Origin of the sequence: Falsiroseomonas stagni DSM 19981, from assembly GCF_900114315.1 — a bacterium.
Taxonomy (GTDB): Bacteria; Pseudomonadota; Alphaproteobacteria; order Acetobacterales; family Acetobacteraceae; genus Falsiroseomonas; species Falsiroseomonas stagni.
The window spans coordinates 120,042-145,160 of sequence record NZ_FOSQ01000011.1; the positions used below are offsets into that span (position 1 = coordinate 120,042).

Consider the following 25,119-nt stretch of genomic DNA (forward strand, 5'->3'; position numbering starts at 1 on the left):
ACCCTGACGGAGGATGCCGTGCCCCTGCTGCCCGCACCCCCCTGTCGGCCTTGTTGTCGCCGCGCCGAGCCCCTGGCCCGCGTGCCCTGAACCCGCGCCCCGCGCGGATCGACGACATCTCTGACGGAGTGACCCCCGATGCCAAGGAATGGCCTCGCGCTGCCTCGCCGCGCCCTGCTGGCGGCTGCGCCCTTCATTGCGACCGGCGCCCAGGCGCAGGCGCCCCTCACGCTGCTCAACGTCTCCTACGACCCGACGCGGGAGCTGTACCGCGACTACAACGCGGTCTTCGCCCGCAACTGGCAGGCCCAGTCGGGCCAGGCGGTGCGCATCAACACCTCCCATGGCGGGTCGGGGCGGCAGGCGCGCTCCGTCATCGATGGGCTGGCGGCGGATGTGGTGACGCTGGCGCTGGCCTATGATGTGGACGCGATCGCGGAGCGTGGCCTGCTGGCGCGCGACTGGATCGGCCGCCTGCCGAACAACAGCGCGCCCTACACCAGCACCATCGTCTTCCTGACCCGCAAGGGGAACCCGAAGAACATCCGGGACTGGGGGGATCTGCTGAAGCCCGGCGTGTCCATCATCACGCCCAATCCCAAGACCTCCGGCGGCGCGCGCTGGAACTACCTGGCGTTCTGGGCCTGGGCGCTGCGCCAGCCCGGCGGCAGCGCCGCGACGGCGGAAGAAGCGACGGCGCGGCTGTTCCGCCAGGTGCCGGTGCTGGATACCGGCGCGCGCGGGTCGCTGACCACCTTCGCACAGCGCGCCCAGGGCGATGTCTTCCTGTCCTGGGAGAACGAGGCCCATCTGGCGCTGGCGGAATTCGGCGCCGACAAATTCGACATCGTCTATCCCCCCTTCTCCATCCTGGCGGAGCCGAACGTCGCCGTGGTGGACCAGGTGGTGGACCGCCGCGGCACCCGCGCGGTGGCGGAGGCCTATCTGCGCGGCCTCTACACCGATGAAGGCCAGGCCATCGCCGCGCGCCACTACTACCGCCCGCGCAACCCGGCCGTGCTGGCCGCGAACGCATCCCGCTTCCCGGCGATCGACCTCGTCACCATCGACGACGTCTTCGGCGGATGGACGGCGGCGCAGCGCACCCATTTCAACGATGGCGGCGTCTTCGACCGGATCTACCGGCCGGGACGATGAGGGTCAGGGCCATCCCGGGCTTCGGCCTCTCCATCGGCGTCGCGCTGACCTGGGTCTCCCTGATCGTGCTGGTGCCGCTGCTGGCGCTGGCGGTGAAGCCTTGGGAGTTGGGCGTGGCCGGCGTGATCCGGTCCCTGTCGGAGGATCGGGTCCTGGCCTCGCTCGCGCTCAGCTTCGGCACGGCGGCGCTGGCGGGGCTGGCCAGCCTGCCGATCGGGCTGCTGCTGGCCTATGCCATCGTGCGGCTGCGCTTTCTGGGGCGGCGCATCCTGGATGGCATGGTGGACCTGCCCTTCGCGCTGCCGACGGCGGTGGCGGGCATCGCGCTGACGGCGCTCTTCGCCCCGAATGGCTGGCTCGGCGCGCCACTCCAGGCCTGGTTCGGCTGGAAGGTGGCCTTCACGCCGGCGGGCATCGTCGTGGCCCTGGTCTTCGTGGCCCTGCCCTTCATCGTGCGAACGGTGGAGCCGGTGCTGCGGGACCTCGGCCGGGATGCGGAGGAAGCGGCGGCGACGCTCGGCGCCACGCGGCCGCAGGCGCTGGCGCGGGTGGTGCTGCCGGCGCTGGCGCCCGCGCTGGTCTCGGGCTTCGGCCTCGGCTTCGCGCGCGCGGTCGGGGAATATGGCAGCGTGATCTTCATCGCCGGCAACATGCCGATGGTCAGCGAGATCGCGCCGCTGCTCATCGTCATCCGCCTTGAACAATTCGACTATGCCGGCGCCGCGGCGGTGGGCCTCGCCATGCTGCTGCTGGCCTTCGCCGTGCTGCTGGGCCTGTCGCTGGTGCAGCGCGGGCTGCGGCGGGGCCGGGCATGAGCGCGCGTTTCCGCAGCGCGGCGGAGGATGCGCCCTGGGCGCGGGCGCTGCTCGCGCTGGCCGCCGTCACCATCGGCATCCTCATCCTCGCCCTGCCGCTCGCCGCCGTGTTCACCGAGGCGCTGCGCCGCGGCTGGGGCGTGCTCCGGGCGGCGCTGGCGGAGGAGGACACGATGGCCGCCATCCGGCTGACGCTGGTGGTCGCCGCCATCGCCGTGCCCATCAACACCATCGGCGGCCTGGCGGCCTGCTGGGCCATCGCGAAGCACGACTTTCCCGGCAGGCGCCTGCTGGTGGTGCTGGTGGAGCTGCCCTTCAGCGTCTCCCCGGTCATCTCCGGGCTGGTCTTCGTGCTGATCTTCGGCGCGCAGGGATGGCTCGGCCCCTGGCTGCAGGCGCGGGACGTGCAGATCATCTTCGCCCTGCCGGGCCTGGTGCTGGCGACCATCTTCGTCACCTTCCCCTTCGTCGCCCGCACCGTGCTGCCGTTGATGCAGGAACAGGGGCGGGAGGAGGAGGAGGCCGCGGCGACGCTCGGCGCTTCCGGCTGGCAGATCTTCCGCCGCGTGACGCTGCCCAACATCCGCTGGGCGCTGCTGTCCGGCGTGCTTCTCTGCAACGCGCGCGCCATGGGGGAATTCGGCGCGGTCTCCGTCGTTTCAGGCCATGTCAGGGGAATGACCAACACGATGCCGCTGCATGTCGAGATCCTCTACAACGAATACCAGTTCGCCGGCGCCTTCGCGGTGGCGGCCCTGCTGGCGCTGCTGGGCCTGGTGACGCTGGCCGCCAAGACGGTGCTGGAACGACGGGGCCGCCGCGCGTGACGGTGGAGGCCGAGCGAATCACCCGCCGCTTCGGCGATGCCGCGGCGCTGGATGGCGTGGACCTGGCGGTGCGGGAGGGGGAGCTGGTGGCGCTCCTCGGCCCCTCCGGTTCCGGCAAGACCACGCTGCTGCGCGTCATCGCGGGGCTGGAGGGCACGGATGCCGGCCGGCTTCGCATCGCGGGCCAGGACATGGCGGGCGTCCCGGCGCGGGAGCGCGGCATCGGCGTGGTCTTCCAGCACTACGCCCTGTTCCGCCACATGAAGGTCGCGGACAACATCGCCTTCGGGCTCGATGTCCGCCCCCGCGCCACGCGCCCCGATCGCGCCGCCATCGCCGATCGCGTCGCCGCGCTGCTCGACCTGGTGCAGATCCCCGAACTCGCGCAGCGCTACCCCGACCAGCTCTCCGGCGGCCAGCGGCAGCGCGTGGCGCTGGCCCGCGCGCTGGCGATCGAGCCGCGACTGCTGCTGCTGGACGAACCCTTCGGCGCGCTGGATGCGCTGGTGCGGCGCGACGTGCGGCGCTGGGTGCGGGGCCTGCAGGAACGGCTCGGCATCACGACCATCCTGGTGACGCATGACCAGGAGGAAGCGATGGAGATGGCGGACCGCGTGGCGGTGATGGAACGCGGCCGCATCGTGCAGTTCGATGCGCCGGCCGCCCTGCTGGAACACCCTGCCACGCCCTTCGTCGCCGGCTTCATCGGCGATGCCGCGCAGCTGCCCTGCCGGATCGCCGGCGGGGTCGCGCATTTCGACCCGCTGCCCATTGCCCCCCTGCCGGTATCCCTGGCCGACGGCCCCGGCACCGCCTTCCTGCGCCCCGCGGAACTGCTGGCGGAACCCGGCGGCAGCGCCGTGGTGCGCCTGCTGCGGCCGCAGGGCGGAGGCGAGCTTCACCTGGTGGTGGAGGCCGCCGGGCAGGTGCTGGATGCCCGCGCCGCGCCGGGCACGCGCCTGGCGCGAGGGGACGCCTGCCATCTGGTGCCGCGCGGCGGGCGGGTGTTCCCGGGCGCCACCTGACGGGTCAGGAAACCGGCGGCCCGCAGCGGCGCCACACCGGCTCGATCGGGCCATTCGCCGCCTGCACGCGGACGGCATTGTCACCCATCAGGCGCAGATCGACCCGGCCGCCGGCGCCGGGCTCCCCGGCCGGGGCGGTGTAGCTGAAGCCGTGGCGGTCATAGTCCCCCGACATCCGCGCGCCGCCGGGGGAGAGCAGGTTCGGCCCCTGGATGGTCAGGCGCAGCCCGCCATCGCTGCACCAATGCCCATCGATGGCATCGGCCCGCGCCACACCGGGCGCCACCGCCACGCCGCCGAGCAGCGCGAGAAGGGGAAGGGTGATTCGGGCCATCGCCGTGCCTCCTGGATCGCGGGGAGGCTAGCGCGGCTTCGCGGCGCGATGCCAGCGCGGCAATGCATGCAATGCGCCCCCATTGCCCAGATCTTAGGCACATACTAGGCGCGCCGGCGGGATGCGCCCGCGGAAAGCCGCCAGGGCCGCGCGCGGCATGACGGTTGCAACCGGCGGTGCAACCCAGGGAGCCTCCACCATGCGCCGACTGACCGCCAATCCGCTCGACCCGAAGACGCGCCTGAACCGCTGCGGCTGCGGCCAGCATGGCAGCGCGATGGAGTGTGCGGGCGCCGCACCCTCCACCGAGCAGGCGATGGCGGAGGTCGCGGAGAATACGGTGCTGCGCGCAACCTTCCGCCACGGCCCGACGCGGCGCGCGCTGGTGGAACGCTTCGGCGCAGCGACGGTGCTGGCGGCGCTGGCTTCCGTCTTCCCGCTGGATGCGGCGAAGGAGGCGATGGCACAGCCCGCCGGGCCGCCGGAGAAGCGGGACCTCAAGGTCGGCTTCATCCCCATCACCTGCGCGACGCCCATCATCATGGCGCATCCCATGGGCTTCTATCAGCGCCACGGGCTGAACGTGGAAGTCATCCGCGCCGCCGGCTGGGCCGTGATCCGCGACCGCGCCATCGCGCGGGAATTCGACGCCGCCCACATGCTGAGCCCGATGCCGCTGGCGATGTCACTCGGCGTCGGCGTGGCGCAGCCCATTCCCTTCGCCGTCGCGGCGATCGAGAACGTCAACGGCCAGGCCATCACGCTGGCGACGAAGCACCGGGAGAAGCGGAACCCCCGCGACTGGAAGGGATTCCGGTTCGGCGTGCCCTTCGACTTCTCGATGCACAACTACCTGCTGCGCCACTACCTCGCGGAGAACGGCATCGACCCTGATCGCGATGTGCAGATCCGCGCGGTGCCGCCGCCGGAGATGGTCGCCAACCTCCGCGCCGACAACATCGATGGGTTCCTGGGCCCGGATCCCTTCAACCAGCGCGCGGTCTTCGACGGCGTGGGCTTCATCCACCTGCTGACGAAGGAGCTGTGGGACGGCCACCCCTGCTGCGCCTTCGCCGTGCCGCGCGCCATGATCACGGAAACGCCCAACACCTTCGCCGCCCTGATGCGCGCGATCGTGGAAGCCACCGCCTATTCCGCGAAGACGGAAAACCGGCGGGAGGTCGCGACCGCGATCAGCGGTGCCAACTACCTGAATCAGCCGGAGACGGTGGTGAACCAGGTGCTGACCGGCACCTATGCCGACGGCCTCGGCCAGGTGCGCCGCGTGCCGGACCGCATCGGCTTCGATCCCTTCCCCTGGCATTCCATGGCGATCTGGATGCTGACGCAGATGCGCCGCTGGGGGCAGCTGCGGCAGGATGTGGACTACGCGCAGGTGGCGAACCAGGTGTTCCTGGCGCTCGATGCCGGCCGCGCGATGCGCGAACTCGGCCTGCCGGTCCCCGCCAGCCCCATGCGGACGGAAACCATCATGGGCCGCAGCTTCGACCCCGCCAGCCCCGCCGCCTGGACCGAGCGCGCGATCCGCGCCTGATCCCATGCAGCAACAGGTCCCGTTCTGGCGTGCGGCAGCGCTGTCGCTGCTGATCCTCGCCGTCTTCCTGGGGGGGTGGGAGGCGGCGATCCGCGCCGCCACCACGGCATCCGGCCCGCCGGTGGACCCCGAATACGCGGCGCTGATGGGCCAGGCCGCGGCGCAGGGCGGCCAGACCGCCATGCCGGCGCCAAGCGACATCGCGAAGCGGCTGTTCGAGCTGCTGCGCGACCCCTTCTATGTCCGCGGCCCGAATGACCAGGGGATCGGCGTGCAGATCGCCTATTCCCTGCTGCGCGTCGGCGCCGGCTTTCTCCTGGCGGCCGCGATCGCCATTCCGCTGGGGTTTCTCATCGGCATGTCGCCGCTGCTGAACGCGGCGTTGAACCCCTTCATCCAGGTGCTGCGGCCGGTCTCGCCGCTCGCCTGGATGCCGTTGGCGCTCTACTCCATCAAGGACAGCTCGATCAGCGCCGTCTTCGTCATCTTCATCTGCTCCATCTGGCCGATGCTGCTGAACACGGCCTTCGGCGTGGCCAGCGTCCGGCGCGAATGGATGAATGTGGGGCGGACGCTGGAAGCGGGGCCGTGGCGCACCGCGACGCACATCATCCTGCCCGCGGCCGCGCCGACCATCGTGACGGGGATGCGCATCTCCATCGGCATCGCCTGGCTGGTGATCGTGGCGGCGGAGATGCTCGTGGGCGGCACGGGGATCGGCTACTGGGTCTGGAACCAGTGGAACAACCTCTCCATCGCGGACATCGTCATCGCCATCCTGATGATCGGGCTGGTGGGGCTGGCGCTGGACCGGCTGCTGGGCCTGCTGGCCCGCGCCGTGGCCTGGGCGGAATGAGCATGCCCCCCTCTTCGATGATCGAACGCCCTGACGTCCAGGTGGAGGGCATCGCACGCCGCTTCGGCGGCACGGCGGTGTTCGAGGATGTGTGGTTCAACGTCGGCAAGGGAGAATTCGTCTGCCTGGTCGGCCATTCCGGCTGCGGCAAGACGACGATCCTGAACATCCTCGCGGGCCTCGACGCGCCGGATGACGGCAGCATCATCGTCAGCGGGAAGGAGATCACCGGGCCGTCGCTGGACCGCGCAGTGATCTTCCAGTCCCACGCGCTGATGCCCTGGATGACGGCGGCGCAGAATGTCGGCTTCGCGCTGTCCTGCCGCAACCCGCATTGGAACCGGCGGATGTGCGAGGATGCGGCGCGGGAGGCGCTGGGCCGCGTCGGCCTCTCCCACGCCGCGGACCGCAAGCCCGCGCAGCTGTCGGGCGGCATGAAGCAGCGCGTCGGCATCGCCCGCGCGCTGGCCATCCAGCCCAGGATCCTGCTGATGGACGAACCCTTCTCCGCCCTCGATGCGCTGACGCGCGGCGCGTTGCAGGAGGAGGTGTCGAGGCTGGTGACCGATTCCGGGCAGACCGGATTCATGATCACGCATGACGTGGATGAGGCGATCCTGCTCGCCGACCGCATCCTGCTGATGTCGAATGGCCCCGGCGCGCGCATCGCGGAGGTGGTGGTGAACACCCTGCCCCGCCCCCGCACCCGCGCCAGCCTGCACCACATGCCCGGCTACCACGCGCTGCGCGACCATGTGCTGGACTTCCTCATCACCCGGTCGCGCGAGTTCGTGGCAACCAACCCGCCCGCCGGATGGTCCGCGCGCGCGGTGCCGGAATCGCGACCCGTTGCCTGAACCAGGGAGAGCCCCGTGAACGACGCCAAGGCCGAGCTCGGCAAGAAGATCCTCAAGATCAAGAAGGCGAAGGGCCTGAAATGGGCCGACATCGCCAACCGCATCGCCATGTCCCCGGTCTGGACCTGCGCGCTGTGCATGGGGCAGATGAGCGCCGAGCCGCACCATGCCGCCGGCATCGCCGATATCCTGGAGCTGGATGAGGAGGATGCCGCGACGCTCTGCGAGATTCCGTATCGCGGCGCCCAGCCCATGCCGCCGACCGACCCGCTGATCTACCGCTTCTACGAACTCGTGCTGGTCTACGGCACAAGCTGGAAGGAGATGATCCATGAGGAGTTCGGCGACGGCATCATGTCCGCCATCGACTACGACATGATCCTGGAACGCCAGCCGGACCAGAAGGGGGATCGCGTGAAGATCACGATGACGGGCAAGTTCCTGAGCTACAAGCGCTACTGATCGCCGCAACCATTGCGTGTGGTCGCGTGGCGTCGGATGCTGCCCGTCCAACTCGGAGGGAGGCAACGGCGCCATGGACTACGCGTCCTTCCTGCGCAGCCAGTGGCAGGATCTGGTGGATGCCTGGCTCGGCCTGGATGACCGGCTGGGCATGAACACCGCCTGGATCGCGCTGCCGGACCTGACCTGGGTGGCGAAGCTGGCGGAGCCCGGCTTCCCCGGTGGTGCCGGCCGCTGGTCCCCCCTGCCCGGCACCCCACCGACCGAGGCGCTGATGCGCCACGACGGCAAGGCGCGCCCGCAGCTCTGGGTGAAGCCGCAGGACAAGGAGGAAGGCGATGGGCGCTACGCCGCCTACTGGGCCGCCTTCGTGAAGCAGTTGGGCCATGCCGCGCCGGCATCCGAGGTGGCGGGCCAGAAGCTCGCCGTGGACCATCTCTTCCCGGAAACGGCGGCGGCGCGGCGGGGCTGGCTGCTGGTGCGGACCATGCCGGTGGACCGACGGTCCAACAGCCTGCTGGGCAGCACGACGGAGAAGGTGGACGCCAATCGCGGCGGGGTGCACCGCCCCCGCAAGGCGACGGCCCTGACCATCGCCAAGGTCACGGGCTTCCAGGGCAGCTTCGCGCGCCGCCACGACCCGAAGGCGATCGCGGCGGCGCTGCTGGCGCATCTGCGCGCCTGCGGCCTGGTGGTGCCGGATGGCGTGCTGCTGCCGGATGACGAGGAAGGCGGGATGATCGCGGGGCTGATCGGCTTCTATCGCCGCTGACTACGCGCCCATCGCCACCGCGACGGCATCACGCTCCGTCGCCGTCATGTGCAGGCCGAGGCGCGAGCGGCGCCACAGCACGTCCTCCGCCGTGCGGGCCCATTCCTCCCGCACCAGCCAGTCGATCTCCCGCTGCGTCAGGCCCGCGCCGTAGTCCCGGCCCAGCGCCTGCCAGCCCTCCGCATCGCCGATCAGCGCGGGCACTTCGCTGCCATAGGCGCGCAGCAGGCGGGCGCGGGTGTCGGCGGGCAGCCAGGGATAACGCACCGCGAGGTCCGCCTCCATCGCGGCCAGGTCGCGGCCGCCGAAATCGCCGCCGGGCAAGGGTGCCGTATCGGTCCAGGACTTCGCATCGCGGCCGAGCGCCTGCGCCACCTTCTCCACCGCTTCCTCCGCCAGGCGGCGATAGGTGGTGATCTTGCCGCCATAGATCGACAGCAGCGGCGCCGCTTCCGTGTCCAGCTTCAGCACATAGTCCCGCGTGACGGCGGAGGGATTGTCCGCGCCGTCATCGTACAGCGGCCGCACCCCGGCATAGGACCAGACGATGTCCGCCGGCGTCACGGGCTTGCGGAACTGGCGCGTGACGGCGGCGCAGAGATACTCGGCCTCCTCCGCAGTGCAATGCGCCGTCGCGGCATCGCCCTCATGCGGCACATCGGTGGTGCCGATGAGGGAGAAGCGGCCCTGGTAGGGAATGACGAAGACGACGCGCCGGTCATCATTCTGCAGGATATAGGCCTGCGTGCCCTCATACAGCGCGGGGACGACGATGTGGCTGCCGCGGATCAGGCGCACGCTGCCGGCGGGCTTGGCATGCGCGGCATCCTGCGCCGACAGCACCCAGGGGCCGGCGGCGTTCACCATGGCGCGGGCGCGCACGGCGCTGTCGCTGCCATCGGCGCCGCGCAGGCGGGCGGTCCAGCCCTCCGCATCACGCTCCGCCCCCGCGAAGGCGGTGCGGACGCGGATATCGGCGCCACGGCGCGCGGCGTCCTTCGCGTTCAGCACGACCAGGCGGCTGTCCTCCACCCAGCAATCGGAATAGGCGAAGCCGGCGGCGATGCTCTCCGACAGCGGCGTGCCATAGGCGTGACGGTGGAAATCCAGGCTCTCCGCCGGCGGCAGGCTGACGCGGCGCGCCAGATGGTCATACAGGAACAGCCCCGTGCGGATCAGCCAGCGCGGCCGCATCTCCGGCCGGTGCGGCAGCACGAAGCGCATGGGCCAGACGATGTGGGGCGCGATCTTCAGCATCACCTCGCGCTCCGCCAGCGCTTCCCGCACCAGGCGGAACTCATAGTGTTCGAGGTAGCGGAGACCGCCATGGATCAGCTTGGAGGAGTTGGAGGAGGTGGCGCCCGCGAGGTCGCCCCGCTCCACCAGGCAGACGGAGAGGCCGCGGCCCACGGCATCGCGCGCGATGCCGACACCGTTGATGCCGCCGCCGATGACGAGAAGGTCGAAGGGTTCAGCCATGGTTGTCAGATCAGCCTGGCGCGGATGCGCGTGACGACGATTTCCGCGATCACCACCACCGCGAGGATGGCGAGCAGCACGGTCGCGACGCGGTCCCACTGGAAGAAGTTGATGGCGTCGTCGAGTACGACGCCGATTCCACCGGCACCGACCAGGCCGAGCACGGCGGATTCACGGACATTGATGTCCCAGCGGAACAGCGCGATGCCCCAGAAGGCCGGCTGCACCTGCGGCCAGACGCCCTTGAGCATGATGCTGCCCCAGGGCGCGCCGGCCGCCGTCAGTGCCTCCAGCGGGCCGGGCGAGGTTTCCTCCAGCGCCTCCGCCAGCAGCTTGCCGACGAAGCCGATGCTGCGGAAGGCGATGGCGAAGGTGCCGGCGGCGGGGCCCGGGCCGAAGACGGCGACGAAGATCAGCGCCCAGACCAGGGAATTCACGGAACGGGAGGACACCAGGATCAGCTGCGCCGTCACGTTCAGCACGGGAATGCGGCAGATGTTCCGCGCCGCCATCAGCGCGATCGGGATCGCGAGGAACAGCGACAGGATGGTGCCGAGCGTCGCGATGTGCAGCGTCTCCACCAGCGCCGCATGGACATGCGGGTAGTAATGCGCGGCATCGGGCGGCCACATGCGGACCAGCAGGTCCGCCATCTGTTCCGGTGCGTCGGCCAGGAATTCCGGGATGATGTCGATGCTGCGCACCGCCCAGACCGTGGCGGCAACGACCGCGAGCCAGACCAGCCAGCGGCCGATCGCTTCCGCCGGCGTCAGGTAGGTCCATTCCCGCATCAGGGGCTTCATGCCAGGGGCCATGGTATTGTTCATCGAAGCGCCGCCCGGATACGGCCGGAGACAAGCTCCGCCACGAAGATCAATGCAATGATGGACAGCAGGATGGCGCAGACGAAGTCGTAGTCGAAGCGCTTGAAGGCGGCGAAGAGCGTGCCGCCGATGCCACCCGCGCCGACGATGCCGACCAGCGTCGAGTTCCGGAGATTGCTGTCCAGCTGGTAGAGCGAGAAGCCGATGAAGCGCGACGCCACCTGCGGCAGCACGCCATAGAGCAGCACGGCGCCAGGCCCCGCGCCGGTGGCGCGGATGGCTTCCACCTGCTTCATGCTGATCTCCTCCACCGCTTCCGCGAACAGCTTGGCGACGAAGCCCATGGAGGCGACGGTCAGCGCCGCCACGCCTGCCAGCGCCCCGAAGCCGAGCGCCTTCACGAACAGGATCGCGACGATGACGTAGTGCAGGCTGCGGCACACCGCGATGACGCCGCGGATGGGCGCGCTGATCCAGGCTGGCGCCAAATTGCGCGCCGCCATCAGGCCGAGGGGCAGGGAGATGATGATGCCGAGCACCGTGGACAGCACCGCGATCTGCAGGCTCTCCAGCATGCCTTCCAGCAGCAATTCCCAGCGCGCGAAATTCGGCGGCACCATGCGCGCCAGGAAGCGCCCGGCCTCCCCGAAGCCGACCGAGAGCCGTGCCCAGGAGATGTCGAGCTGCCCGATGGCGTAGAGGCTGTAGAGCGCGACGGCGATCAGGCCGATGCGCGCCGTCCAGCTGGGCTTGAAGGCCTCCCGCGCCGCGACGGTCGCGCTCACAGCCAATCCTCGCCGCCATAGATCTGGCGCAGGTGGTGGGGCTGGAGGTCGCCGGGCGGACCATCGAAGACCACGCGGCCGCCTTCCATGCCGACGATCCGGTTCGCGAAGCGCTTCGCGAGTTCGACATTGTGGATGTTGATGACGACAGGGACATTCGCGGCCTGCGTCAGGCGCGCCAGCAGTTCCATGATCTCCACCGCCGTCTTGGGGTCGAGCGAACTGGTCGGCTCATCCGCCAGCAGCAGCGCGGGGCGCTGCATCAGCGCGCGCGCGATGCCGACGCGCTGGCGCTGGCCGCCGGAGAGCGCATCGGCGCGCCGCGTCGCATGGTCCGGCAGCCCGACCGCGTCCAGCAATTCGAAGGCCAGCGCGATGTCCTCGGCCGGATATTTCCGCAGCCAGGCGCGCCACAGCGGCACATAGCCGAGGCGGCCGGAAAGCACGTTCTCCATCACCGTCAGGCGTTCGACCAGATTGTATTCCTGGAACACCATGCCGATGCGCCGCCGCGCCAGGCGCAGCTGCCCGCCGCTGATGCCGGTGAGCGGTGCGCCATCCAGCGTGATCTCGCCCCGTGTCGGCTCCACCAGCCGGTTGATGCAGCGGATCAGCGTGGATTTGCCGGTGCCGGAGGGGCCGATGATGGCGGTGATCCCCTCCGGCGCCAGATCGAGGTCGATGCCGCGCAGCACGGGCTTGCCGGGCACGTATTCCTTGACGAGGCCCTTGATGACGAGCCCTTGCCGCGCGGACATGGTTACTGCACCCGCGGCGCGGCGGCCGGCGCCTGCTGCTGCTGCTGCTGCTGCTGCTGCTGGCGCTGCTGGTTGCGGCGCTGCTCGGCTTCCAGTTCACGGCGGCTTTCGGCATCGAAGGCGGCGCGGTTGTAGGGGGCGTTCACCGCATCGGCCACGGCGCGAACGGGTGCCCAATGCTCGGCGTAGTTGGCCGGCCAGAAGCGGTCATTGCCGCCCATGTCGCGGCGCATCGCCTCCGGGAAGCGATAGTCGTAGAAGCACTGGCGGATGCGCTGCGCGAGTTCGGGGCGGAGGTCATGCGCCAGCGCGAAGCTGCTGGTGGGGAACGGGTCGCTTTCCCAGATCACCCGGAAATTCTCCCGCCGCACCTGGCCGCGGCCGATCATGCGGTTGTAGACGTCGGACGCCACCGGCGCGGCATCGTAGTCGCCCGCATTCACGCCCATCACGCTGCGGTCATGGCCGCCGGAATAGACCACGCGGTAATCGGTGTCCGGCGTCAGGCCGAGCCCCGGGAAGAAGGCGCGCGGCGCCAAATTGCCGGAGTTCGACGTGGCGGAGGTATGCGCGACGCGCCGGCCCTTGAGGTCCGCCAGCGTCTGGATGTTGCTGTCGGCGCGCACGATGGTGACGACGCGATAGCTCTCGAAGGATTCCGGCCCGCCCTTGATGGCGAAGGGCACGGCGCCGGCCAGGTTCACGGCGAAGGCGGTGGGACCGGTGGAGAAGCCCGCGATGTGCAGGCGGCCGGAGCGCATCGCCTCCACCTGCGCGGCGTTGGACGTCACCTGGAAATAGACGGTGCGCTTGCCCGTGCAGCTGGTGAGGTATTCGAGCAGCGGCCGGAACTGGGTGGCGTAGAGGGCCGGGTCCTCGACCGGCGTATAGGCGAAGACGAGGGTGGAGGGATCGCGCAGGCGCGATGCTTCCCGCGGCGCGTCCGCGACCATGTCGCGGTTCTCGTCGCAATAGGCATCGTCGAGCGAACCGCGGAAGCCGCAGGCGGCGGTCTGGGCGGAGGCGGTCCAGGGCATGGACGCCATCAGCGCGACCGCGAAGCCCGCGGCGGGGGCGAATTTCTTCATGGACGGGGGTTCCTCTCCGGGTTGTTGCGGGCCGCGATCACGGCCTCGGTGAATTCGACGAAGCCGGCGCCGCCCTCGGCGCTGGCGATATAGGCGGGGGGCGTGGCCATGTCCGGCAGGAAGGGCGCGACATTCGCGACGCCCACGGAAAGCGGGATCCGGCCGAACATGGGCGCATCGTTCGGGCTGTCGCCGAGGAAGGCAACCCGGTCCAGCACCTCGTCCACGGGCTGCCACAGCGTGGCGAAGAGGTTCTCGACCCCCGCCCGCTTGTCCCAGTCGCCCATCCAGGCGTTGACATGGATGGAGGAGACCTTCGCGGCCGCGCCGCCTGCCTGGAAGATCGCGGCGATGCGCGCCGCGGCGCCGGGAGCCAGCGGGCCGACATCCTCGGCGAAATCCACGGCCACGTCGAACAGGCGGAAGGGCTGGTCGGCCGCGATGGCGCTGCCCGGCACCGCCCGCAGCGCCTGCGCGGCCAGGGCATCGAGCGTCGCACGGCGGGCCAGGCGATCACCCTCCGGCTGGGCCTGCCAGCGGCGCATGCGACGGCCGGCCTGGTCCAGCGAATACCAGAGCGCGCCATTCTCCCCCACCACGGCGGCGACAGGCCAGAAGCGCGCGATCATGTCGCACCAGCCGGCGGGGCGGCCGGTCACGGGCACCACCTGGATGCCGGCATCGCGCAGCCTCTCCAGCGCGGCATAGGCGCTGGCGTCGAGGCGCCCCTGGGTGGTGATGGTGTCGTCGATATCGGCCAGCACCCAGCGCAGCCCGGCCAGCGCCCGGGGCGGGGCCTGGTGGAGCGGGACCGGGGCGGGGCACGGCGTCTCGGACAGGGTGGGCGCTTTCATGACGTTTTCATGACTGTGGCAGGTACGATATTGAATGTGGAGGGTCAAATAGAATGCGGCCGATCACGGCCCCGCGACCGTCACCGCCACCCCGGCCTCCGCCAAAGCGCGGGCCAGGGCGCCTTCGGGCGCGCGATCGGTGACGAGGTCGGTCAACTCCGCCATGGGGCAGATGCGTTCCAGCACCTCCCGCCCGAATTTTTCCGAATCCGCCAGCAGGATGCGGCGGGTGGCGCGGGCGAGCATGGCGCGCTTCACCCAGGCGGCCCGGCTGTTGGCATCGCAGGGCCCCTCCGCCGTCAGGCCCGTGGCGCCGACGAACGCCACGTCGGCGTTGAAGCGGGCGAGGAAGGCGCCGGTCTCCGGCCCATAGACGCCCTGCTCCGCGGCGCTGACATCGCCGGGGCAGAGGATCACCCGCGCGCTCTCCGCCAGATCCTGGGCGGCCCGCAGGCTGTTGGTCAGCACCGTCACCGCCATGCCGCGCGCCGCCAGCGCCCGGGCGGCATGGCCGGTGGTGCTGCCGGCATCCAGCATCACCACGGCACCCGGCGCCAGCATGGCGGCCGCCGCGGCGCCGATCCGCGCGCGCTCCGCCACCGCCATCGTCTCCCGCGACGACAATTCGGGCTGCAACCCCGCATGGACCACGCTGGCGCCGCCATAGGTGCGGCGGACGGCGCCCTGGCTGGTGAGTTCCTCGATGTCCCGGCGCACCGTCTCCGCCGCCACGCCGAACTGGAGCGCGAGCGCGGAAATCCGCACCGTGGGGTCGGTGGCCAGGGCGGCGAGGATGCTGCGGTGGCGCTCCGCCTTGGACGGGGCGCCGCTGGGGCGGCGGGGCATATGTGGAAGGTGCCACATTCGCGTGCCGCCGCCAACCGATCTTCCGGGACCGGGGGTGCGGTGCCATCGTCACGCCATGACCGCCCCCCGCATCGCCTGCATCGGCATGGCCGCGCTCGACCGCACCTACCGCATGCCGCGCCTGCCGCCGGCGCCGGGGAAGTACATCGCGTCGGGCTACAGCGATGTCGGCGGCGGCATGGCGGCCACGGCCTCCGTCGCGGTCGCCAGGCTCGGGGGCGATGCGCTCTGGGTCGGGCGCACGGGCGACGATCCCGCGGGGGAATGGCTGCGCGCGGGGCTGGCGGCGCGCGGCGTGCGGCACCTGCCGGAACTGGTGGCGCCCGGCGGCATCACGCCCAATTCCGCCGTGCTGGTGGACCCGGAGGGAGAGCGCATCCTGGCCGTCTTCCCCGGCGCCGGCCTGGTGGAGCAGCCGCGCTTCGCGCTGGATGGCGTCGCCGCCGTCATGGCCGATCCCCGCTGGGCGGATGGCGCCGCCCATGCCTTCACGCTCGCCCGCGCCATGGGCATCCCCCGCGTGCTGGATGGGGAGGTCGGCGCCGGCCAGATCCTGCACCGCCTGGCGCCGATGGCGGACCACATCCTGTTCTCCGAGCGCGGCCTCCGGGAGTTCACCGGCATCGACGATCCCGCGGCGGCGCTCGCCGCCGTCGCCGCGCGCTTCGATGCCGTGCTGGCCGTCACGCTCGGCGCCGCGGGCAGCCTGTGGTGGCGCGACGGTGACGCGCATCCCCTGCCCGCCCCCGTGGTCCAGGCGGTGGATACGACGGGCTGCGGCGATGTCTTCCACGGCGCCTATGCGCTGGCGATCGCGGAGGGTGCTTCGGTCGACCATGCCGCGCGCTTCGCCACCGCGGCGGCCGCGCTGAAGGCCGAAGCCGGCAGCGGCTGGGATGCCGCGCCGGGCCGCGCGGCGGTGGAGGCGCTGCTGGCGCGCGGCTGGTAGCGGCCGCCGGGCGTGGCGGCCGAAGGCCGGCGCCTTCGCGCCCCGGTGTCAGTCCACCGTGATGCCCATGCCCGGGATCAGCCGCGCCCAGCGCTCCCGTTCCGTCCGCAGCATGGTGGCGGCCTGTTCCGCGGTGCCGCCCACGGGCTCCGCCCCCAGGCTCCGCATCCAGGCCACGGCTTCGGGGGTGCGGATGGCGCGGTTGAGTTCGCCGTTCAGCCGCGCCACCACCGCCGGCGGCAGGCCCTTCGGCCCGACCACGACCTGCCAGGACGACACCGTCAGTTCCGGCAGGCCGAGTTCGGCGAAGGTCGGCACATCCGGCAGCGCGGCGCTGCGCGTCGCCGTCGTCACCGCGATGGCGCGCACGCGCCCGTCCCGCGCCAGCGGGATGGTGGTTGTGACATTGTCCACGAACAGCTTGATCTCGCCGCCCATGATCGCCGTCAGCGCCGCGGCCGAACCGCGATAGGTGATGTGCTGCAGGTTGAGCCCCAGCGCGCGGGACATCAGCGCGCCGGTCAGGTGGTTGGACGATCCCGGCCCGACGGAGGCGTAGGGTTCCTCCGGCCGGCGCCGCAGCCATTCCACGAAGGCCGGCCAGGCCTGGGGCACGTCCATGCCGGCCACGATGACGTTGGGCTGGTCCCAGACATGAATCAGCGGCGTGAAATCCTCCGCCGCGTTGTAGGGCAGGCGCCCTGGCGTCAGCGCCGGATTCACCGCCAGCGGCCCCATGGGGGACAACGAGATGGTCAGGCCATCCGGCTGCGCCTTGGCCGCCGCGTCCAGCGCCAGCTGCGCGCCAGCGCCCGGGCGGTTTTCCACCACCACCGTCTGGCCCAGCGCCTGCGTCAGGCTGTCCGCCAGGCGCCGCGCCAGCAGATCCGCCGCGCCGCCGGGCGGGAAGCCGACCAGCAGGCGCATGGGCCGGGCCGGCTGCCAGGCCGCCTGGGCGGAGGCCCCGCTTGTGATCGCCACCGCCGGCAGCAGCCCTGCCATCGCCCGTCGCGTGATCCGCATCGTCCCATCCCCTGCCTGCCTGTGGGATACAGGCTACACACACCCGGGAAGCGTCGTGAAGGCGTGCCGTGTGGCTGCCGCTTCCCGATCTCCGCCCCTATGCTCCGCGCCGTGCTGCAAGGGGGATGGCCGATGGAGGCCGATGTCACCGTCATCGGCGGTGGGCTGGTGGGGTCCTGCATGGCCTATGGCCTGGCGCGCCTCGGCGCGCGCGTGCTGGTGCTGGATGAGGGTGACGTGGCCCGCCGCGCCTCCCGCGCCAATTTCGCGCTGGTCTGGGTGCAGTCCAAGGGCATGGGCATGCCGCAATATTCGGCCTGGTCCCACGGATCCTCCGAACGCTGGGCGGATTTCGCGGCCCTGCTGGCGGAGGAGACGGGGATCGACGTGGTGCACCAGCGCCCCGGCGGCTTCGCGCTGTGCCTCTCTGACGATGAAATGGAGGCGCGCACGCGCTTCATCCAGCGCCTCCAGGCCCAGCCCGGCGCCCCGCGGATCCCCTATGAGGTGCTGGACCACGCCGGCGTGAAGCGGATGCTGCCGGATATCGGGCCGGACGTGGTGGGCGCGATCTATTCGCCGGCCGACGGGCATGTGAACTCCCTGAAGCTGTTCCGCGCGCTGCATGTCGCGAACGGCAAGCGCGGCGTCGCCTATCGTCCCGAATGCGTCGTCGATGCCATCGAGTCCCGCGATGGCGGCTTCCGCATCCGCGGCAACTGGGGCGAGGCCCGCAGCGCGCGCATCGTGCTGGCGGCCGGCCTCGGCAATGCGCGGCTGGCGCCGATGGTCGGGCTGGATGCGCCGGTCATCCCTTCCAAGGGCCAGGTGCTCATCACGGAAAAGGTCGCGCCCTTCCTGCACTACCCCATGGGCACCATCCGCCAGACCGACGAGGGCGGCGTGATGATGGGCGACAGCCAGGAGGATGCGGGCTTCGACACCGTGGTGACGAACCCCGTCATCTCTGTCATGGCGGAACGCGCCATGCGCAGTTTTCCCCTGTTGCGTGACCTCAATGTCGTCCGCACCTGGTCGGCGTCGCGGGTCATGTCGCCGGATGGCTTCCCGATCTATGCGCAGTCGCGGACCGCGCCCGGCGCCTTCGTCGTCACCTGCCATTCCGGCGTCACGCTCGCCGCCGCCCATGCGCTGACCCTTGCGCCGCAGGTGCAGGCCGGCGCCCTGGCGGATGAGCTTTCCTGTTTCAGCGGCGCGAGGTTCCATGTTCCGCAGGCTGCCTGACCATAACGCGGAGACGATCCGCTTCACCTTCGATGGCGCGCCCCTGGCGGCGCGGCGCGGCGATACCGTCGCCGCCGCGCTGCTGGCCAACGGCATCGCGACCTGCCGCGCCACGCCAGCGAAGGGCACAGCGCGCGGGCCCTATTGCCTGATGGGCGTCTGCTTCGAATGCCTTGTCACCATCGACGGCACCGGCAACCGCCAGGGCTGCCTGGTGGCGCTGGAGGAGGGGATGCGCATCGAAACCCAGGCCGGCGCACGGCGCGCGGTGGCGCCATGAACCGCATCGACGCCGCCGCCGCCCTCGCCCCCCGCTACGACCTGGTGGTGATAGGCGCCGGTCCCGCCGGGCAATCCGCCGCCATCACGGCCGCGGCGCTCGGCATCACGACGCTGGTGGTGGATGAGAACCTGGCGCCGGGTGGGCAGATCCATCGCGGCATCACCACGACGCCGGTGACGGACCGCGCCGTGCTGGGCGAGGATTACTGGCGCGGCCTGCCGATCGCGGAGCGGTTCCTGGCGAGCGGCGCGGACTACGCGCCCGCGGCCAAGCTGTTCAGCCTGCTGCCCTCGGGTGACGAGCCCGGTCGCCATGCGGAGATCGAGCTCGGCGTGTCCATCGCCGGCCAGGCGCGGCCGGTCTTCGCGGGCCAGGTCATCGTCGCGACGGGCGCCATGGAACGCCCCTTCCCCATCCCCGGCTGGACGCTGCCCGGGGTGCTGACGGCGGGCGCCGCGCAGATCGCGCTGAAGGCGCATGGGCTGGTGCCGGAAGGGCGCGTGGTGCTGGCGGGCACGGGGCCGCTGCTGCTGCTGGTGGCGGCCCAGCTTCGCGCCGCCGGCGCCACCATCGCGGCGGTGCTGGATACGACACCCAGCGCCAATCGCGCCGGCGCGGCGCGGCATCTGCTGGACTTCCTGCGCTCCCCCTACCTCGCCAAGGGCCTCGCCCTGCTGGCCAGGGCGCGCGGCGGGCCGCGGCGCATCGCGGGCGTGACCGCCATGCGGGCGGAGGGCGAGGATCGGCTGCGCGCCGTCACCTTCACCGCAGGCGGCGGCGAACAGCGGATCGAGGCCGATGTGCTGCTGCTGCACCAGGGCGTGGTGCCCAACACCACCATCTCCAACGCCATCGGCTGCGACCACCACTGGGATCCGCTGCAGTTCTGCTGGGTGCCGAAGCGCGATTCCTGGCTGGCCAGCAGCATCGAGGACGTCGCCATCGCCGGCGATGGCGGCGGCATCGCGGGCGCCGACTGCGCCGCCGAAAGCGGGACGCTGGCCGCCATCGGCGCCGCGCATCGCCTGGGCCGGATCGACCAGGCGACGCGCGATGCGATGGCGGCCCCCGTGCGCGCGGCACTGGAAAAACTCGGCCGCGGGCGCGCCTTCCTCGATGCGCTCTACCGCCCGGCGGAGGGCTTCCGCATCCCCGCCGGCAACGACACCATCATCTGCCGCTGCGAGGAGATCACGGCCGGCCAGGTGCGGGACGCCGTGGCGGGCGGCGCCACCGGCCCGAACCAGCTCAAGGCGTTTCTCCGCTGCGGCATGGGCCCGTGCCAGGGGCGCCTCTGCAACCTCACGGTGACGGAGATCGTGGCGGCGGAGCGCGGCATCTCGCCGGAACAGGCCGGCACCTATCGCCTGCGGCCGCCCTTCAAGCCGGTGACGGTGGCGGAGATCGCCTCCCTCCCCCAGACCAACGCCGCGGTGAAGGCGGTGGTGCGCTACTGAGGGATCGTCATCCCTCCAGCGCCCGCCGCAGCCGGTCCAGCAGGCCGGCGCGGGTGGTGTCGTCCGGCGCGCGCTCGATCGCTTCCTCGATGCCCAGCAGCAGGGCGGCGCGGGCATTGTGCCAGTCCGGCCGGCCGACGCCGGCGGCATCCCCCCGGCGGCCCCGCCCGGGCTGCCTGACGGGGGCCGCGCCGGGTTCCAGCGCGAAGACCTCATCCAGCACGGGGCGGATGACGCGGTCGGGGGTGACGATGCCGCGGCCCTCGACCCGCTTCGCCAGGCCCTCGATCGCCTCCTCCTCCCCATGCACCAGGAAGACGCCGCCGGAGACGGGGGCGCGCGCCTCGATCCAGCGGCCAAGTTCCGGGCCATCGGCATGGCCGGAATAGCCCTGGATGGTGGCGATGCGCGCCTGCACGCCGAAGCCCTCACCCTGGATGCGCACCCGCGGCGCGCCATCCTGCAATAGCCGGCCGAGCGTGCCGCTGGCCTGGAAGCCGACCAGCGCCACCAGCGCCCGGGCATCGTCCAGATGCTGCTTGAGGTGATGGCGGATGCGCCCGGCCTCGCACATGCCGCTGCCCGCCAGGACGATGCCGAAGCCCTCCGCGCGGGCGAGTTCGCGGCTTTCATTGGCGTCCTGCACATGGCGCACCAGGGGCGATGCGAGGGCGTCGCGCATCGCCTCGCCCTCCGTCATCTCCGCCGCGTGGCGGCTGAACAGCCGCGTGGCGCGGGAAGCAAGCGGGCTGTCGATGTTGATCATCGCGCGCGGCACCTGGCCTTCCTGCATCAGCCGCACCAGGTCGAAGACCACTTCCTGCGCGCGTTCCACGGCGAAGGACGGGATCAGCACCGGGCCCTGGCGTTCGGCGGCCCAGCGGACGAGCTTCGCCAGTTCGGCGCGCCGCGCCTCCGGCGTCACCGTCGGCCGGTCCTCATCGCCATAGGTCGATTCGCAGATCACGTGATCCACGCCGCCAGGCCCCTCCGCGCCGGGTTGCAGGCCGCCCGCATCCGGGCCGATATCGCCGGACACGATGACGCGCATCGGGCGCGGGCCGGCGAACTCGATCTCGATGGAGGCGGAGCCGAGCATGTGCCCGGCATTCCACCAGCGCGCGCGGATGCCCTTGCCCGGTTTCAACCAGGCGCCGGTCTCGATCGGGCTGAAGGCGCCGATCGCGCGTTCGGCGTCGGCCGCGGTGTAGATCGGCTCCACCGGCGCGGCCTGGAAACGCCGGCGGTTGCGGCGGTTCAGCTGCTCCACCTCCGTCTCCTGGATATGGCCGCTGTCGGGCAGCATGACGGAACAGAGGTCGGTGGTGGCGGGCGTCGCGTGGATGCGGCCGCGAAAGCCCTGCTTCACCAGCTTCGGCAGCAGGCCCGAATGGTCGATATGCGCGTGGGTCAGCAGCACGAAGTCGATTCCCCTGGCGTCGAAGGGGAAGGGTTCGTGGTTCAGCGCCTTCAGCGTCTTGGGGCCCTGGAACATGCCGCAATCCACCAGGAAACGCGTGCCGCCATGGTCGAACAGCAGGCAGGACCCTGTGACGGTGCGCGCGGCACCGCAGAAGGCCAGCGAGACAGGCATCGCATCCTCCGTGCCGCCCGTTTCCCGGCGACTTCCTGGCGCGCATCATGGGCACCGCATGAGGGGGGAGGCAACCGATGCCACGCCGGCCAGCCAGCGGCGCGAAGACGCAGGGCGCCGCCTATCGCCTGGCGCTGTTCGACCGCGAATTCCTGCTCAGCCCCGCCATGCGCGGCGTGCGGCTGCAGGTGGAATGCACCAAGGCGGATGAGGCGCTGCGCGCCTGGGGCGTGCGGTCCACCATCGTCGTCTTCGGCGGGTCGAGGGTGCGGGAGAATGGGCCGGGCGACCAGCCGCGCTGGTATGCCGAGGCCCGCGAATTCGGCCGCATCGCCAGCGAGCGTGGCGGCGCGCTGCATCCGGTGGCGGGGCTGCGGGACCATGTGATCGCGACGGGCGGCGGACCCGGCATCATGGAAGCCGCCTGCCGTGGCGCGCATGACGTCGGCGCGCCCGCCATCGGCTTCAACATCCGCCTGCCGCAGGAACAGGCGCCCAACCCCTACACCACGCCGGCGCTGACCTTCCAGTTCCACTACTTCGCCATCCGCAAGCTGCACCTGGCGATGCGGGCGCGGGCGCTGGTGGTGTTCCCCGGCGGCTTCGGCACGCTGGACGAGCTGTTCGAACTGCTGACGCTGCGCCAGACGGGACGGCTCGGCCCCGTGCCGATCATCCTGGTGGATGAGGGCTACTGGCGCGGCCTGATCCGGTGGGAGTCGCTGGAGGAGGCCGGCATGATCGCGCCCGGGGAGCTGGCGCTGCTGCGCTTCGTGGGGGATGCGGCGGAAGCCTGGCAGGCGATCGAGGCGGCGCTGCCGCTGCACCTGTCACGCTGAGCCCGGCGCCCGCGGAAGAGCGGCACCCCGCCCGCGCGACGCGGGCGGGGTGCCGGCTCAGCCGAACGGGCCGCTTGCGCGGCTCAGCCGAACGGGCCGCTTGCGCGGCTCAGCCGAACGGGCCGCTTGCGCGGCCACGCATCTGGCTCTCGCGCACGATGCGTTCATGGCCGTCGCGGGAGTTCTTGACGCGGTATTCCCGGTCCATCTGGTCGTTCGGCAATTGCCGGACGACGGTGTAGGTGCCGGCGGGGGCGGAGCCGTCATAGCGGCCGGGCACGAATTCGATGGTCTGGCCGACCGTGAAGGTATGGCGTGCCATGGGCTATCCTCGCGGAGCGCGCAGCCCCCGGACAGGCGGGGGCGGAAGGGCTGGCGGTCCGCGCGCCAGGCGATCCTTCGTCAGAGCGGGCCTGGTTCAGACCAGGCCGGTGTCGGGCCAGGCCCGTATCGGACCAGGCGGGCGGCCAGGACGGGCCGCGCAGGGGAGCCGTGGCCCCAGGGGCCTGCCAGGGGCCCCTCAAAGCGAAACGGCGGGCGCTCGTCGCGCCCGCCGCCTCAAATGCACCGCAGGGGGCACTACCCGGGATGGCCGAGGCCACCCCGGACAGCGACCTCAGGCCGCGCGCAGGTTGGTCGCGGAGGTCTTGCCCTCGCGGCCCTGCTGGATCTCGTAGGAGAGCTTGTCGCCCTCGCGCGGCTCCTGCAGGCCGGAGCGCTGGACGTCGGAGATGTGGAGGAACACGTCCTTGGAGCCGTCATCCGGCTGGATGAAGCCATAGCCCTTGGTCGCGTTGAACCACTTAACGGTGCCGGTCGCCATGAGGATATCCCCTTCATGTCTGTGTCCCGACGAGCGAACGTCGCCCGCCGGATCGAGCTTTGAGGGGAAACGAAACCCGGGCTCGGCGCTCGGTAACGAGCAAGGAGAGCAGGCCGAACCAAACAAGGCTGACCCCCAGACTATGGTCTTTTCCAGTCTCCACCGCAACCCATAACTGCATCGATCGCAAGCTTCGGTGGTCACGCTGCCGCGCTTTCGGCGCGGAAACGGTCGATGCACACGACACGCCCGCGGCGCCCGCGCATGCGGGTCAGGCGTAGCGGACCAGCTTCTCCAGCCACCGCGCGGCGAGTTCCGGCTTCCGGTCCCGCACCGCCCTGTGCCAGCCCCAGAGCGACGCCATCAGCATCATGTTGTAGCCCGTGGCCTGCGGCGGCAGGGCACGGGCCCAGCCGATGCGGTCGACCTCCGGCTCGGGCAGGACGTCATGCGTCGCGTAGAAGCGCCAGCCCGTGCCGATCGGCGCCAGCGCCCAGTTGTCCCACTCGACGATCGTCACGCCACCATTGGCGCCGACCAGGATGTTCCCGCAATGCATGTCGTCGTGGAAGACGAACAGCGGCATGGCATCCAGCAGCGCGACGATGTGGTCGAAGCGGCGCGCCAGGATCAGCGCGACATCATCGATCGAATAGGCCCGCAGCTGCGCCTCCACCCCCGCCGGCAGCGTCCGGGCGATCAGCGCCTTGAGACGGTCGACGAAGACCGGGACGAGGCTCGGCCCCTTGGCCAGGCCCGGCGGCGGCACCTTCGCCCAGTAGCGGTAGAGAAGTTCGTCATGCGTCGTCATCCAGCGGTCGATCGGCAGCGGCGTGCCGTCGAAGAAGGCCTGGAAGGTGGAGATGAAGGGCCCGTCCTCCAGCGTGCCGAGATGTCGCGGCGCCATCAGCCAATCCGCGTTCATGTTGGCGAACAGCAGGCCCTCGGCATGGGTGCGGCGCTTGTCGCGCCTGTCGGACCGCATCACCTTCTCCACCACCTCCACCGCCGCGGCGCCGTCGGCGAAGGTGATGGCGTGACGGAACAGCGCCATGTCGAACAGCCCCGGCCGCATCCGCGTGGTGGCCAGCGCCGCCACGGGATGCCCGGTCACCCCGCCGAGGAAGGGGGCGAGGCGTTCCATGGCGGGCGTGGCCTCGAACCGCGCGACGAAGGCGTCCTCCAGCGCCGCACGCTCCGCCGTCTGCCCGGCGATCCATGCCTGGTCAGCGTGGCCGGCCTCGACCAGCAGCTCATAGGCCAACCGCGCCGTCTTCCAGCGGGAGCCGCCGGACAGTTCCTCCGCCACCGCGACCAGCGGCGCCGCATCGCCCAGGGTTGAGTCGGTCCGGCCTTCTTCCACCGGGCGGCCCAGCACCGGCGCCAGCCGGGCCGCCGCCGCGGCGCGATCGCCGCCACGCAGCAGGGCCAGCGCCTCGGCCAGCGCGGCATCAAGCCCATCGCCCAACGTCGTTGTCATCCCCCGCTTTGCGCCGTGCCGCGGCTGGCTGGAGGCGATGCATCAAGCGGCATGCCGTAGCGTCCCATCCCGGCGCTCCTGCCATGCCAGGGCGCATTTGTTGATACGGT

27 protein-coding genes are annotated in these 25,119 nt (G+C 71.2%); 14 read left to right on the top strand and 13 right to left on the bottom strand.

Annotated features, from left to right (window positions below; all coding sequences use genetic code 11):
* The first annotated feature begins 138 nt into the window (after positions 1-138).
* From BM041_RS22770 to BM041_RS22785, 4 genes are read left to right on the top strand one after another with little or no spacing between them, the layout of a single operon-like run.
* Positions 139-1,158, top strand: coding sequence for a sulfate ABC transporter substrate-binding protein (locus BM041_RS22770; RefSeq protein ID WP_092962204.1), 1,020 nt, complete (start codon positions 139-141; stop codon positions 1,156-1,158).
* Complete coding sequence (gene cysT / locus BM041_RS22775; protein WP_092962205.1) at positions 1,155-1,973, top strand: sulfate ABC transporter permease subunit CysT; 819 nt, start codon at positions 1,155-1,157, stop codon at positions 1,971-1,973. Before BM041_RS22770 ends, cysT begins: the two co-directional genes overlap by 4 nt.
* Positions 1,970-2,800 (top strand): sulfate ABC transporter permease subunit CysW, encoded by an 831-nt coding sequence (gene cysW, locus BM041_RS22780; RefSeq protein ID WP_092962206.1) that lies wholly within the window; start codon positions 1,970-1,972, stop codon positions 2,798-2,800. The genes cysT and cysW overlap by 4 nt, the downstream gene beginning before the upstream one ends.
* Positions 2,797-3,825 (top strand): sulfate/molybdate ABC transporter ATP-binding protein, encoded by a 1,029-nt coding sequence (locus BM041_RS22785; RefSeq protein ID WP_092962207.1) that lies wholly within the window; start codon positions 2,797-2,799, stop codon positions 3,823-3,825. The genes cysW and BM041_RS22785 overlap by 4 nt, the downstream gene beginning before the upstream one ends.
* A 4-nt stretch (positions 3,826-3,829) precedes the next feature.
* Here the strand turns inward: BM041_RS22785 and BM041_RS22790 are convergent, their stop codons facing one another.
* Positions 3,830-4,159, bottom strand: coding sequence for a hypothetical protein (locus BM041_RS22790; RefSeq protein WP_092962208.1), 330 nt, complete (start codon positions 4,157-4,159; stop codon positions 3,830-3,832).
* 199 nt (positions 4,160-4,358) lie between these two features.
* Between BM041_RS22790 and BM041_RS22795 the strand changes: the two genes are divergently transcribed.
* The 5 genes from BM041_RS22795 to BM041_RS22815 all read left to right on the top strand — a co-directional run bounded on the left by BM041_RS22795 (position 4,359) and on the right by BM041_RS22815 (position 8,661).
* Positions 4,359-5,714 carry a CmpA/NrtA family ABC transporter substrate-binding protein gene (locus tag BM041_RS22795; RefSeq protein ID WP_092962209.1) on the top strand — a complete coding sequence of 452 codons (1,356 nt, stop codon included), beginning with the start codon at positions 4,359-4,361 and terminating at the stop codon, positions 5,712-5,714.
* A 4-nt stretch (positions 5,715-5,718) separates the two neighbouring features.
* Complete coding sequence (gene ntrB / locus BM041_RS22800; protein ID WP_092962210.1) at positions 5,719-6,570, top strand: nitrate ABC transporter permease; 852 nt, start codon at positions 5,719-5,721, stop codon at positions 6,568-6,570.
* 17 nt (positions 6,571-6,587) lie between these two features.
* Positions 6,588-7,427, top strand: coding sequence for an ABC transporter ATP-binding protein (locus BM041_RS22805; RefSeq protein ID WP_092962211.1), 840 nt, complete (start codon positions 6,588-6,590; stop codon positions 7,425-7,427).
* A gap of 15 nt (positions 7,428-7,442) precedes the next feature.
* A complete protein-coding gene (cynS, locus tag BM041_RS22810) occupies positions 7,443-7,889 on the top strand; it encodes a cyanase (protein ID WP_092962212.1) in 447 nt (148 codons plus the stop codon).
* Positions 7,890-7,962: 73 nt separating this feature from the next.
* Positions 7,963-8,661 carry a hypothetical protein gene (locus BM041_RS22815; protein ID WP_092962213.1) on the top strand — a complete coding sequence of 233 codons (699 nt, stop codon included), beginning with the start codon at positions 7,963-7,965 and terminating at the stop codon, positions 8,659-8,661.
* Here BM041_RS22815 and glpD read toward each other — a convergent pair whose 3' ends face one another.
* The 7 genes from glpD to BM041_RS22850 all read right to left on the bottom strand — a co-directional run bounded on the left by glpD (position 8,662) and on the right by BM041_RS22850 (position 15,295).
* Positions 8,662-10,140, bottom strand: coding sequence for a glycerol-3-phosphate dehydrogenase (glpD, locus tag BM041_RS22820; protein WP_092962214.1), 1,479 nt, complete (start codon positions 10,138-10,140; stop codon positions 8,662-8,664). It lies immediately after the preceding gene.
* A 5-nt stretch (positions 10,141-10,145) separates the two neighbouring features.
* The gene (phnE, locus tag BM041_RS22825) at positions 10,146-10,943 is read right to left on the bottom strand and encodes a phosphonate ABC transporter, permease protein PhnE (RefSeq protein ID WP_245762228.1); all 798 of its coding nucleotides are present in this window, start codon (positions 10,941-10,943) and stop codon (positions 10,146-10,148) included.
* 20 nt (positions 10,944-10,963) lie between these two features.
* Positions 10,964-11,749, bottom strand: coding sequence for a phosphonate ABC transporter, permease protein PhnE (phnE, locus tag BM041_RS22830; RefSeq protein WP_092962216.1), 786 nt, complete (start codon positions 11,747-11,749; stop codon positions 10,964-10,966).
* Entirely contained in the window at positions 11,746-12,507 is a 762-nt protein-coding gene (gene phnC, locus BM041_RS22835; protein WP_092962217.1) for a phosphonate ABC transporter ATP-binding protein, read from the bottom strand. The genes phnE (BM041_RS22830) and phnC overlap by 4 nt, the downstream gene beginning before the upstream one ends.
* 2 nt (positions 12,508-12,509) lie before the next feature.
* Positions 12,510-13,595 (bottom strand): phosphate/phosphite/phosphonate ABC transporter substrate-binding protein, encoded by a 1,086-nt coding sequence (gene phnD, locus BM041_RS22840; protein ID WP_092962218.1) that lies wholly within the window; start codon positions 13,593-13,595, stop codon positions 12,510-12,512.
* A complete protein-coding gene (locus BM041_RS22845) occupies positions 13,592-14,449 on the bottom strand; it encodes an HAD family hydrolase (protein WP_139226150.1) in 858 nt (285 codons plus the stop codon). Before BM041_RS22845 ends, phnD begins: the two co-directional genes overlap by 4 nt.
* Positions 14,450-14,512: 63 nt before the next feature.
* On the bottom strand, positions 14,513-15,295 hold the full coding sequence (locus BM041_RS22850; RefSeq protein WP_092962219.1) for a DeoR/GlpR family DNA-binding transcription regulator: 783 nt from the start codon (positions 15,293-15,295) through the stop codon (positions 14,513-14,515).
* Between the two features lie 76 nt (positions 15,296-15,371).
* Here BM041_RS22850 and BM041_RS22855 point away from each other — a divergent pair, with 76 nt between their 5' ends.
* Entirely contained in the window at positions 15,372-16,265 is an 894-nt protein-coding gene (locus BM041_RS22855) for a PfkB family carbohydrate kinase (RefSeq protein WP_092962220.1), read from the top strand.
* A 48-nt stretch (positions 16,266-16,313) separates the two neighbouring features.
* Here the strand turns inward: BM041_RS22855 and BM041_RS22860 are convergent, their stop codons facing one another.
* Positions 16,314-17,288 (bottom strand): Bug family tripartite tricarboxylate transporter substrate binding protein, encoded by a 975-nt coding sequence (locus tag BM041_RS22860; RefSeq protein WP_092962221.1) that lies wholly within the window; start codon positions 17,286-17,288, stop codon positions 16,314-16,316.
* A 111-nt stretch (positions 17,289-17,399) separates the two neighbouring features.
* Here BM041_RS22860 and BM041_RS22865 point away from each other — a divergent pair, with 111 nt between their 5' ends.
* From BM041_RS22865 to BM041_RS22875, 3 genes are read left to right on the top strand one after another with little or no spacing between them, the layout of a single operon-like run.
* A complete protein-coding gene (locus BM041_RS22865) occupies positions 17,400-18,533 on the top strand; it encodes an NAD(P)/FAD-dependent oxidoreductase (protein WP_245762229.1) in 1,134 nt (377 codons plus the stop codon).
* Positions 18,514-18,813 (top strand): (2Fe-2S)-binding protein, encoded by a 300-nt coding sequence (locus BM041_RS22870; RefSeq protein WP_092962223.1) that lies wholly within the window; start codon positions 18,514-18,516, stop codon positions 18,811-18,813. The genes BM041_RS22865 and BM041_RS22870 overlap by 20 nt, the downstream gene beginning before the upstream one ends.
* The gene (locus BM041_RS22875) at positions 18,810-20,273 is read left to right on the top strand and encodes an FAD/NAD(P)-dependent oxidoreductase (protein WP_092962224.1); all 1,464 of its coding nucleotides are present in this window, start codon (positions 18,810-18,812) and stop codon (positions 20,271-20,273) included. Before BM041_RS22870 ends, BM041_RS22875 begins: the two co-directional genes overlap by 4 nt.
* 7 nt (positions 20,274-20,280) lie before the next feature.
* On the opposite strand, the gene BM041_RS22880 is transcribed toward BM041_RS22875, so the two are convergent.
* Positions 20,281-21,867: an MBL fold metallo-hydrolase RNA specificity domain-containing protein gene (locus BM041_RS22880; protein ID WP_092962225.1), complete on the bottom strand. Its 1,587-nt coding sequence runs from the start codon at positions 21,865-21,867 to the stop codon at positions 20,281-20,283.
* Between the two features lie 77 nt (positions 21,868-21,944).
* Between BM041_RS22880 and BM041_RS22885 the strand changes: the two genes are divergently transcribed.
* Complete coding sequence (locus BM041_RS22885) at positions 21,945-22,706, top strand: LOG family protein (RefSeq protein WP_092962226.1); 762 nt, start codon at positions 21,945-21,947, stop codon at positions 22,704-22,706.
* Positions 22,707-22,815: 109 nt separating this feature from the next.
* On the opposite strand, the gene BM041_RS22890 is transcribed toward BM041_RS22885, so the two are convergent.
* The 3 genes from BM041_RS22890 to BM041_RS22900 all read right to left on the bottom strand — a co-directional run bounded on the left by BM041_RS22890 (position 22,816) and on the right by BM041_RS22900 (position 25,009).
* Positions 22,816-23,028, bottom strand: a complete 213-nt coding sequence (locus BM041_RS22890; protein WP_092962227.1) for a hypothetical protein — start codon at positions 23,026-23,028, stop codon at positions 22,816-22,818.
* 294 nt (positions 23,029-23,322) lie between these two features.
* A complete protein-coding gene (locus BM041_RS22895) occupies positions 23,323-23,529 on the bottom strand; it encodes a cold-shock protein (RefSeq protein ID WP_092962228.1) in 207 nt (68 codons plus the stop codon).
* 271 nt (positions 23,530-23,800) lie between these two features.
* Positions 23,801-25,009, bottom strand: a complete 1,209-nt coding sequence (locus BM041_RS22900; protein WP_139226151.1) for a hypothetical protein — start codon at positions 25,007-25,009, stop codon at positions 23,801-23,803.
* Positions 25,010-25,119 lie beyond the last annotated feature (110 nt).

Bases quoted from the DNA above. Each gene is read 5' to 3' on its own strand.
- BM041_RS22770 (WP_092962204.1), top strand. From the start codon at position 139: ATGCCAAGGAATGGCCTCGCGCTGCCTCGCCGCGCCCTGCTGGCGGCT.
- cysT (WP_092962205.1), top strand. From the start codon at position 1,155: ATGAGGGTCAGGGCCATCCCGGGCTTCGGCCTCTCCATCGGCGTCGCG.
- cysW (WP_092962206.1), top strand. From the start codon at position 1,970: ATGAGCGCGCGTTTCCGCAGCGCGGCGGAGGATGCGCCCTGGGCGCGG.
- BM041_RS22790 (WP_092962208.1), bottom strand. From the start codon at position 4,159: ATGGCCCGAATCACCCTTCCCCTTCTCGCGCTGCTCGGCGGCGTGGCG.
- BM041_RS22795 (WP_092962209.1), top strand. From the start codon at position 4,359: ATGCGCCGACTGACCGCCAATCCGCTCGACCCGAAGACGCGCCTGAAC.
- ntrB (WP_092962210.1), top strand. From the start codon at position 5,719: ATGCAGCAACAGGTCCCGTTCTGGCGTGCGGCAGCGCTGTCGCTGCTG.
- BM041_RS22805 (WP_092962211.1), top strand. From the start codon at position 6,588: ATGATCGAACGCCCTGACGTCCAGGTGGAGGGCATCGCACGCCGCTTC.
- BM041_RS22815 (WP_092962213.1), top strand. From the start codon at position 7,963: ATGGACTACGCGTCCTTCCTGCGCAGCCAGTGGCAGGATCTGGTGGAT.
- glpD (WP_092962214.1), bottom strand. From the start codon at position 10,140: ATGGCTGAACCCTTCGACCTTCTCGTCATCGGCGGCGGCATCAACGGT.
- phnE (WP_245762228.1), bottom strand. From the start codon at position 10,943: ATGAAGCCCCTGATGCGGGAATGGACCTACCTGACGCCGGCGGAAGCG.
- phnC (WP_092962217.1), bottom strand. From the start codon at position 12,507: ATGTCCGCGCGGCAAGGGCTCGTCATCAAGGGCCTCGTCAAGGAATAC.
- phnD (WP_092962218.1), bottom strand. From the start codon at position 13,595: ATGAAGAAATTCGCCCCCGCCGCGGGCTTCGCGGTCGCGCTGATGGCG.
- BM041_RS22845 (WP_139226150.1), bottom strand. From the start codon at position 14,449: ATGAAAGCGCCCACCCTGTCCGAGACGCCGTGCCCCGCCCCGGTCCCG.
- BM041_RS22850 (WP_092962219.1), bottom strand. From the start codon at position 15,295: ATGCCCCGCCGCCCCAGCGGCGCCCCGTCCAAGGCGGAGCGCCACCGC.
- BM041_RS22855 (WP_092962220.1), top strand. From the start codon at position 15,372: ATGACCGCCCCCCGCATCGCCTGCATCGGCATGGCCGCGCTCGACCGC.
- BM041_RS22860 (WP_092962221.1), bottom strand. From the start codon at position 17,288: ATGCGGATCACGCGACGGGCGATGGCAGGGCTGCTGCCGGCGGTGGCG.
- BM041_RS22870 (WP_092962223.1), top strand. From the start codon at position 18,514: ATGTTCCGCAGGCTGCCTGACCATAACGCGGAGACGATCCGCTTCACC.
- BM041_RS22875 (WP_092962224.1), top strand. From the start codon at position 18,810: ATGAACCGCATCGACGCCGCCGCCGCCCTCGCCCCCCGCTACGACCTG.
- BM041_RS22880 (WP_092962225.1), bottom strand. From the start codon at position 21,867: ATGCCTGTCTCGCTGGCCTTCTGCGGTGCCGCGCGCACCGTCACAGGG.
- BM041_RS22885 (WP_092962226.1), top strand. From the start codon at position 21,945: ATGCCACGCCGGCCAGCCAGCGGCGCGAAGACGCAGGGCGCCGCCTAT.
- BM041_RS22890 (WP_092962227.1), bottom strand. From the start codon at position 23,028: ATGGCACGCCATACCTTCACGGTCGGCCAGACCATCGAATTCGTGCCC.
- BM041_RS22895 (WP_092962228.1), bottom strand. From the start codon at position 23,529: ATGGCGACCGGCACCGTTAAGTGGTTCAACGCGACCAAGGGCTATGGC.
- BM041_RS22900 (WP_139226151.1), bottom strand. From the start codon at position 25,009: ATGACAACGACGTTGGGCGATGGGCTTGATGCCGCGCTGGCCGAGGCG.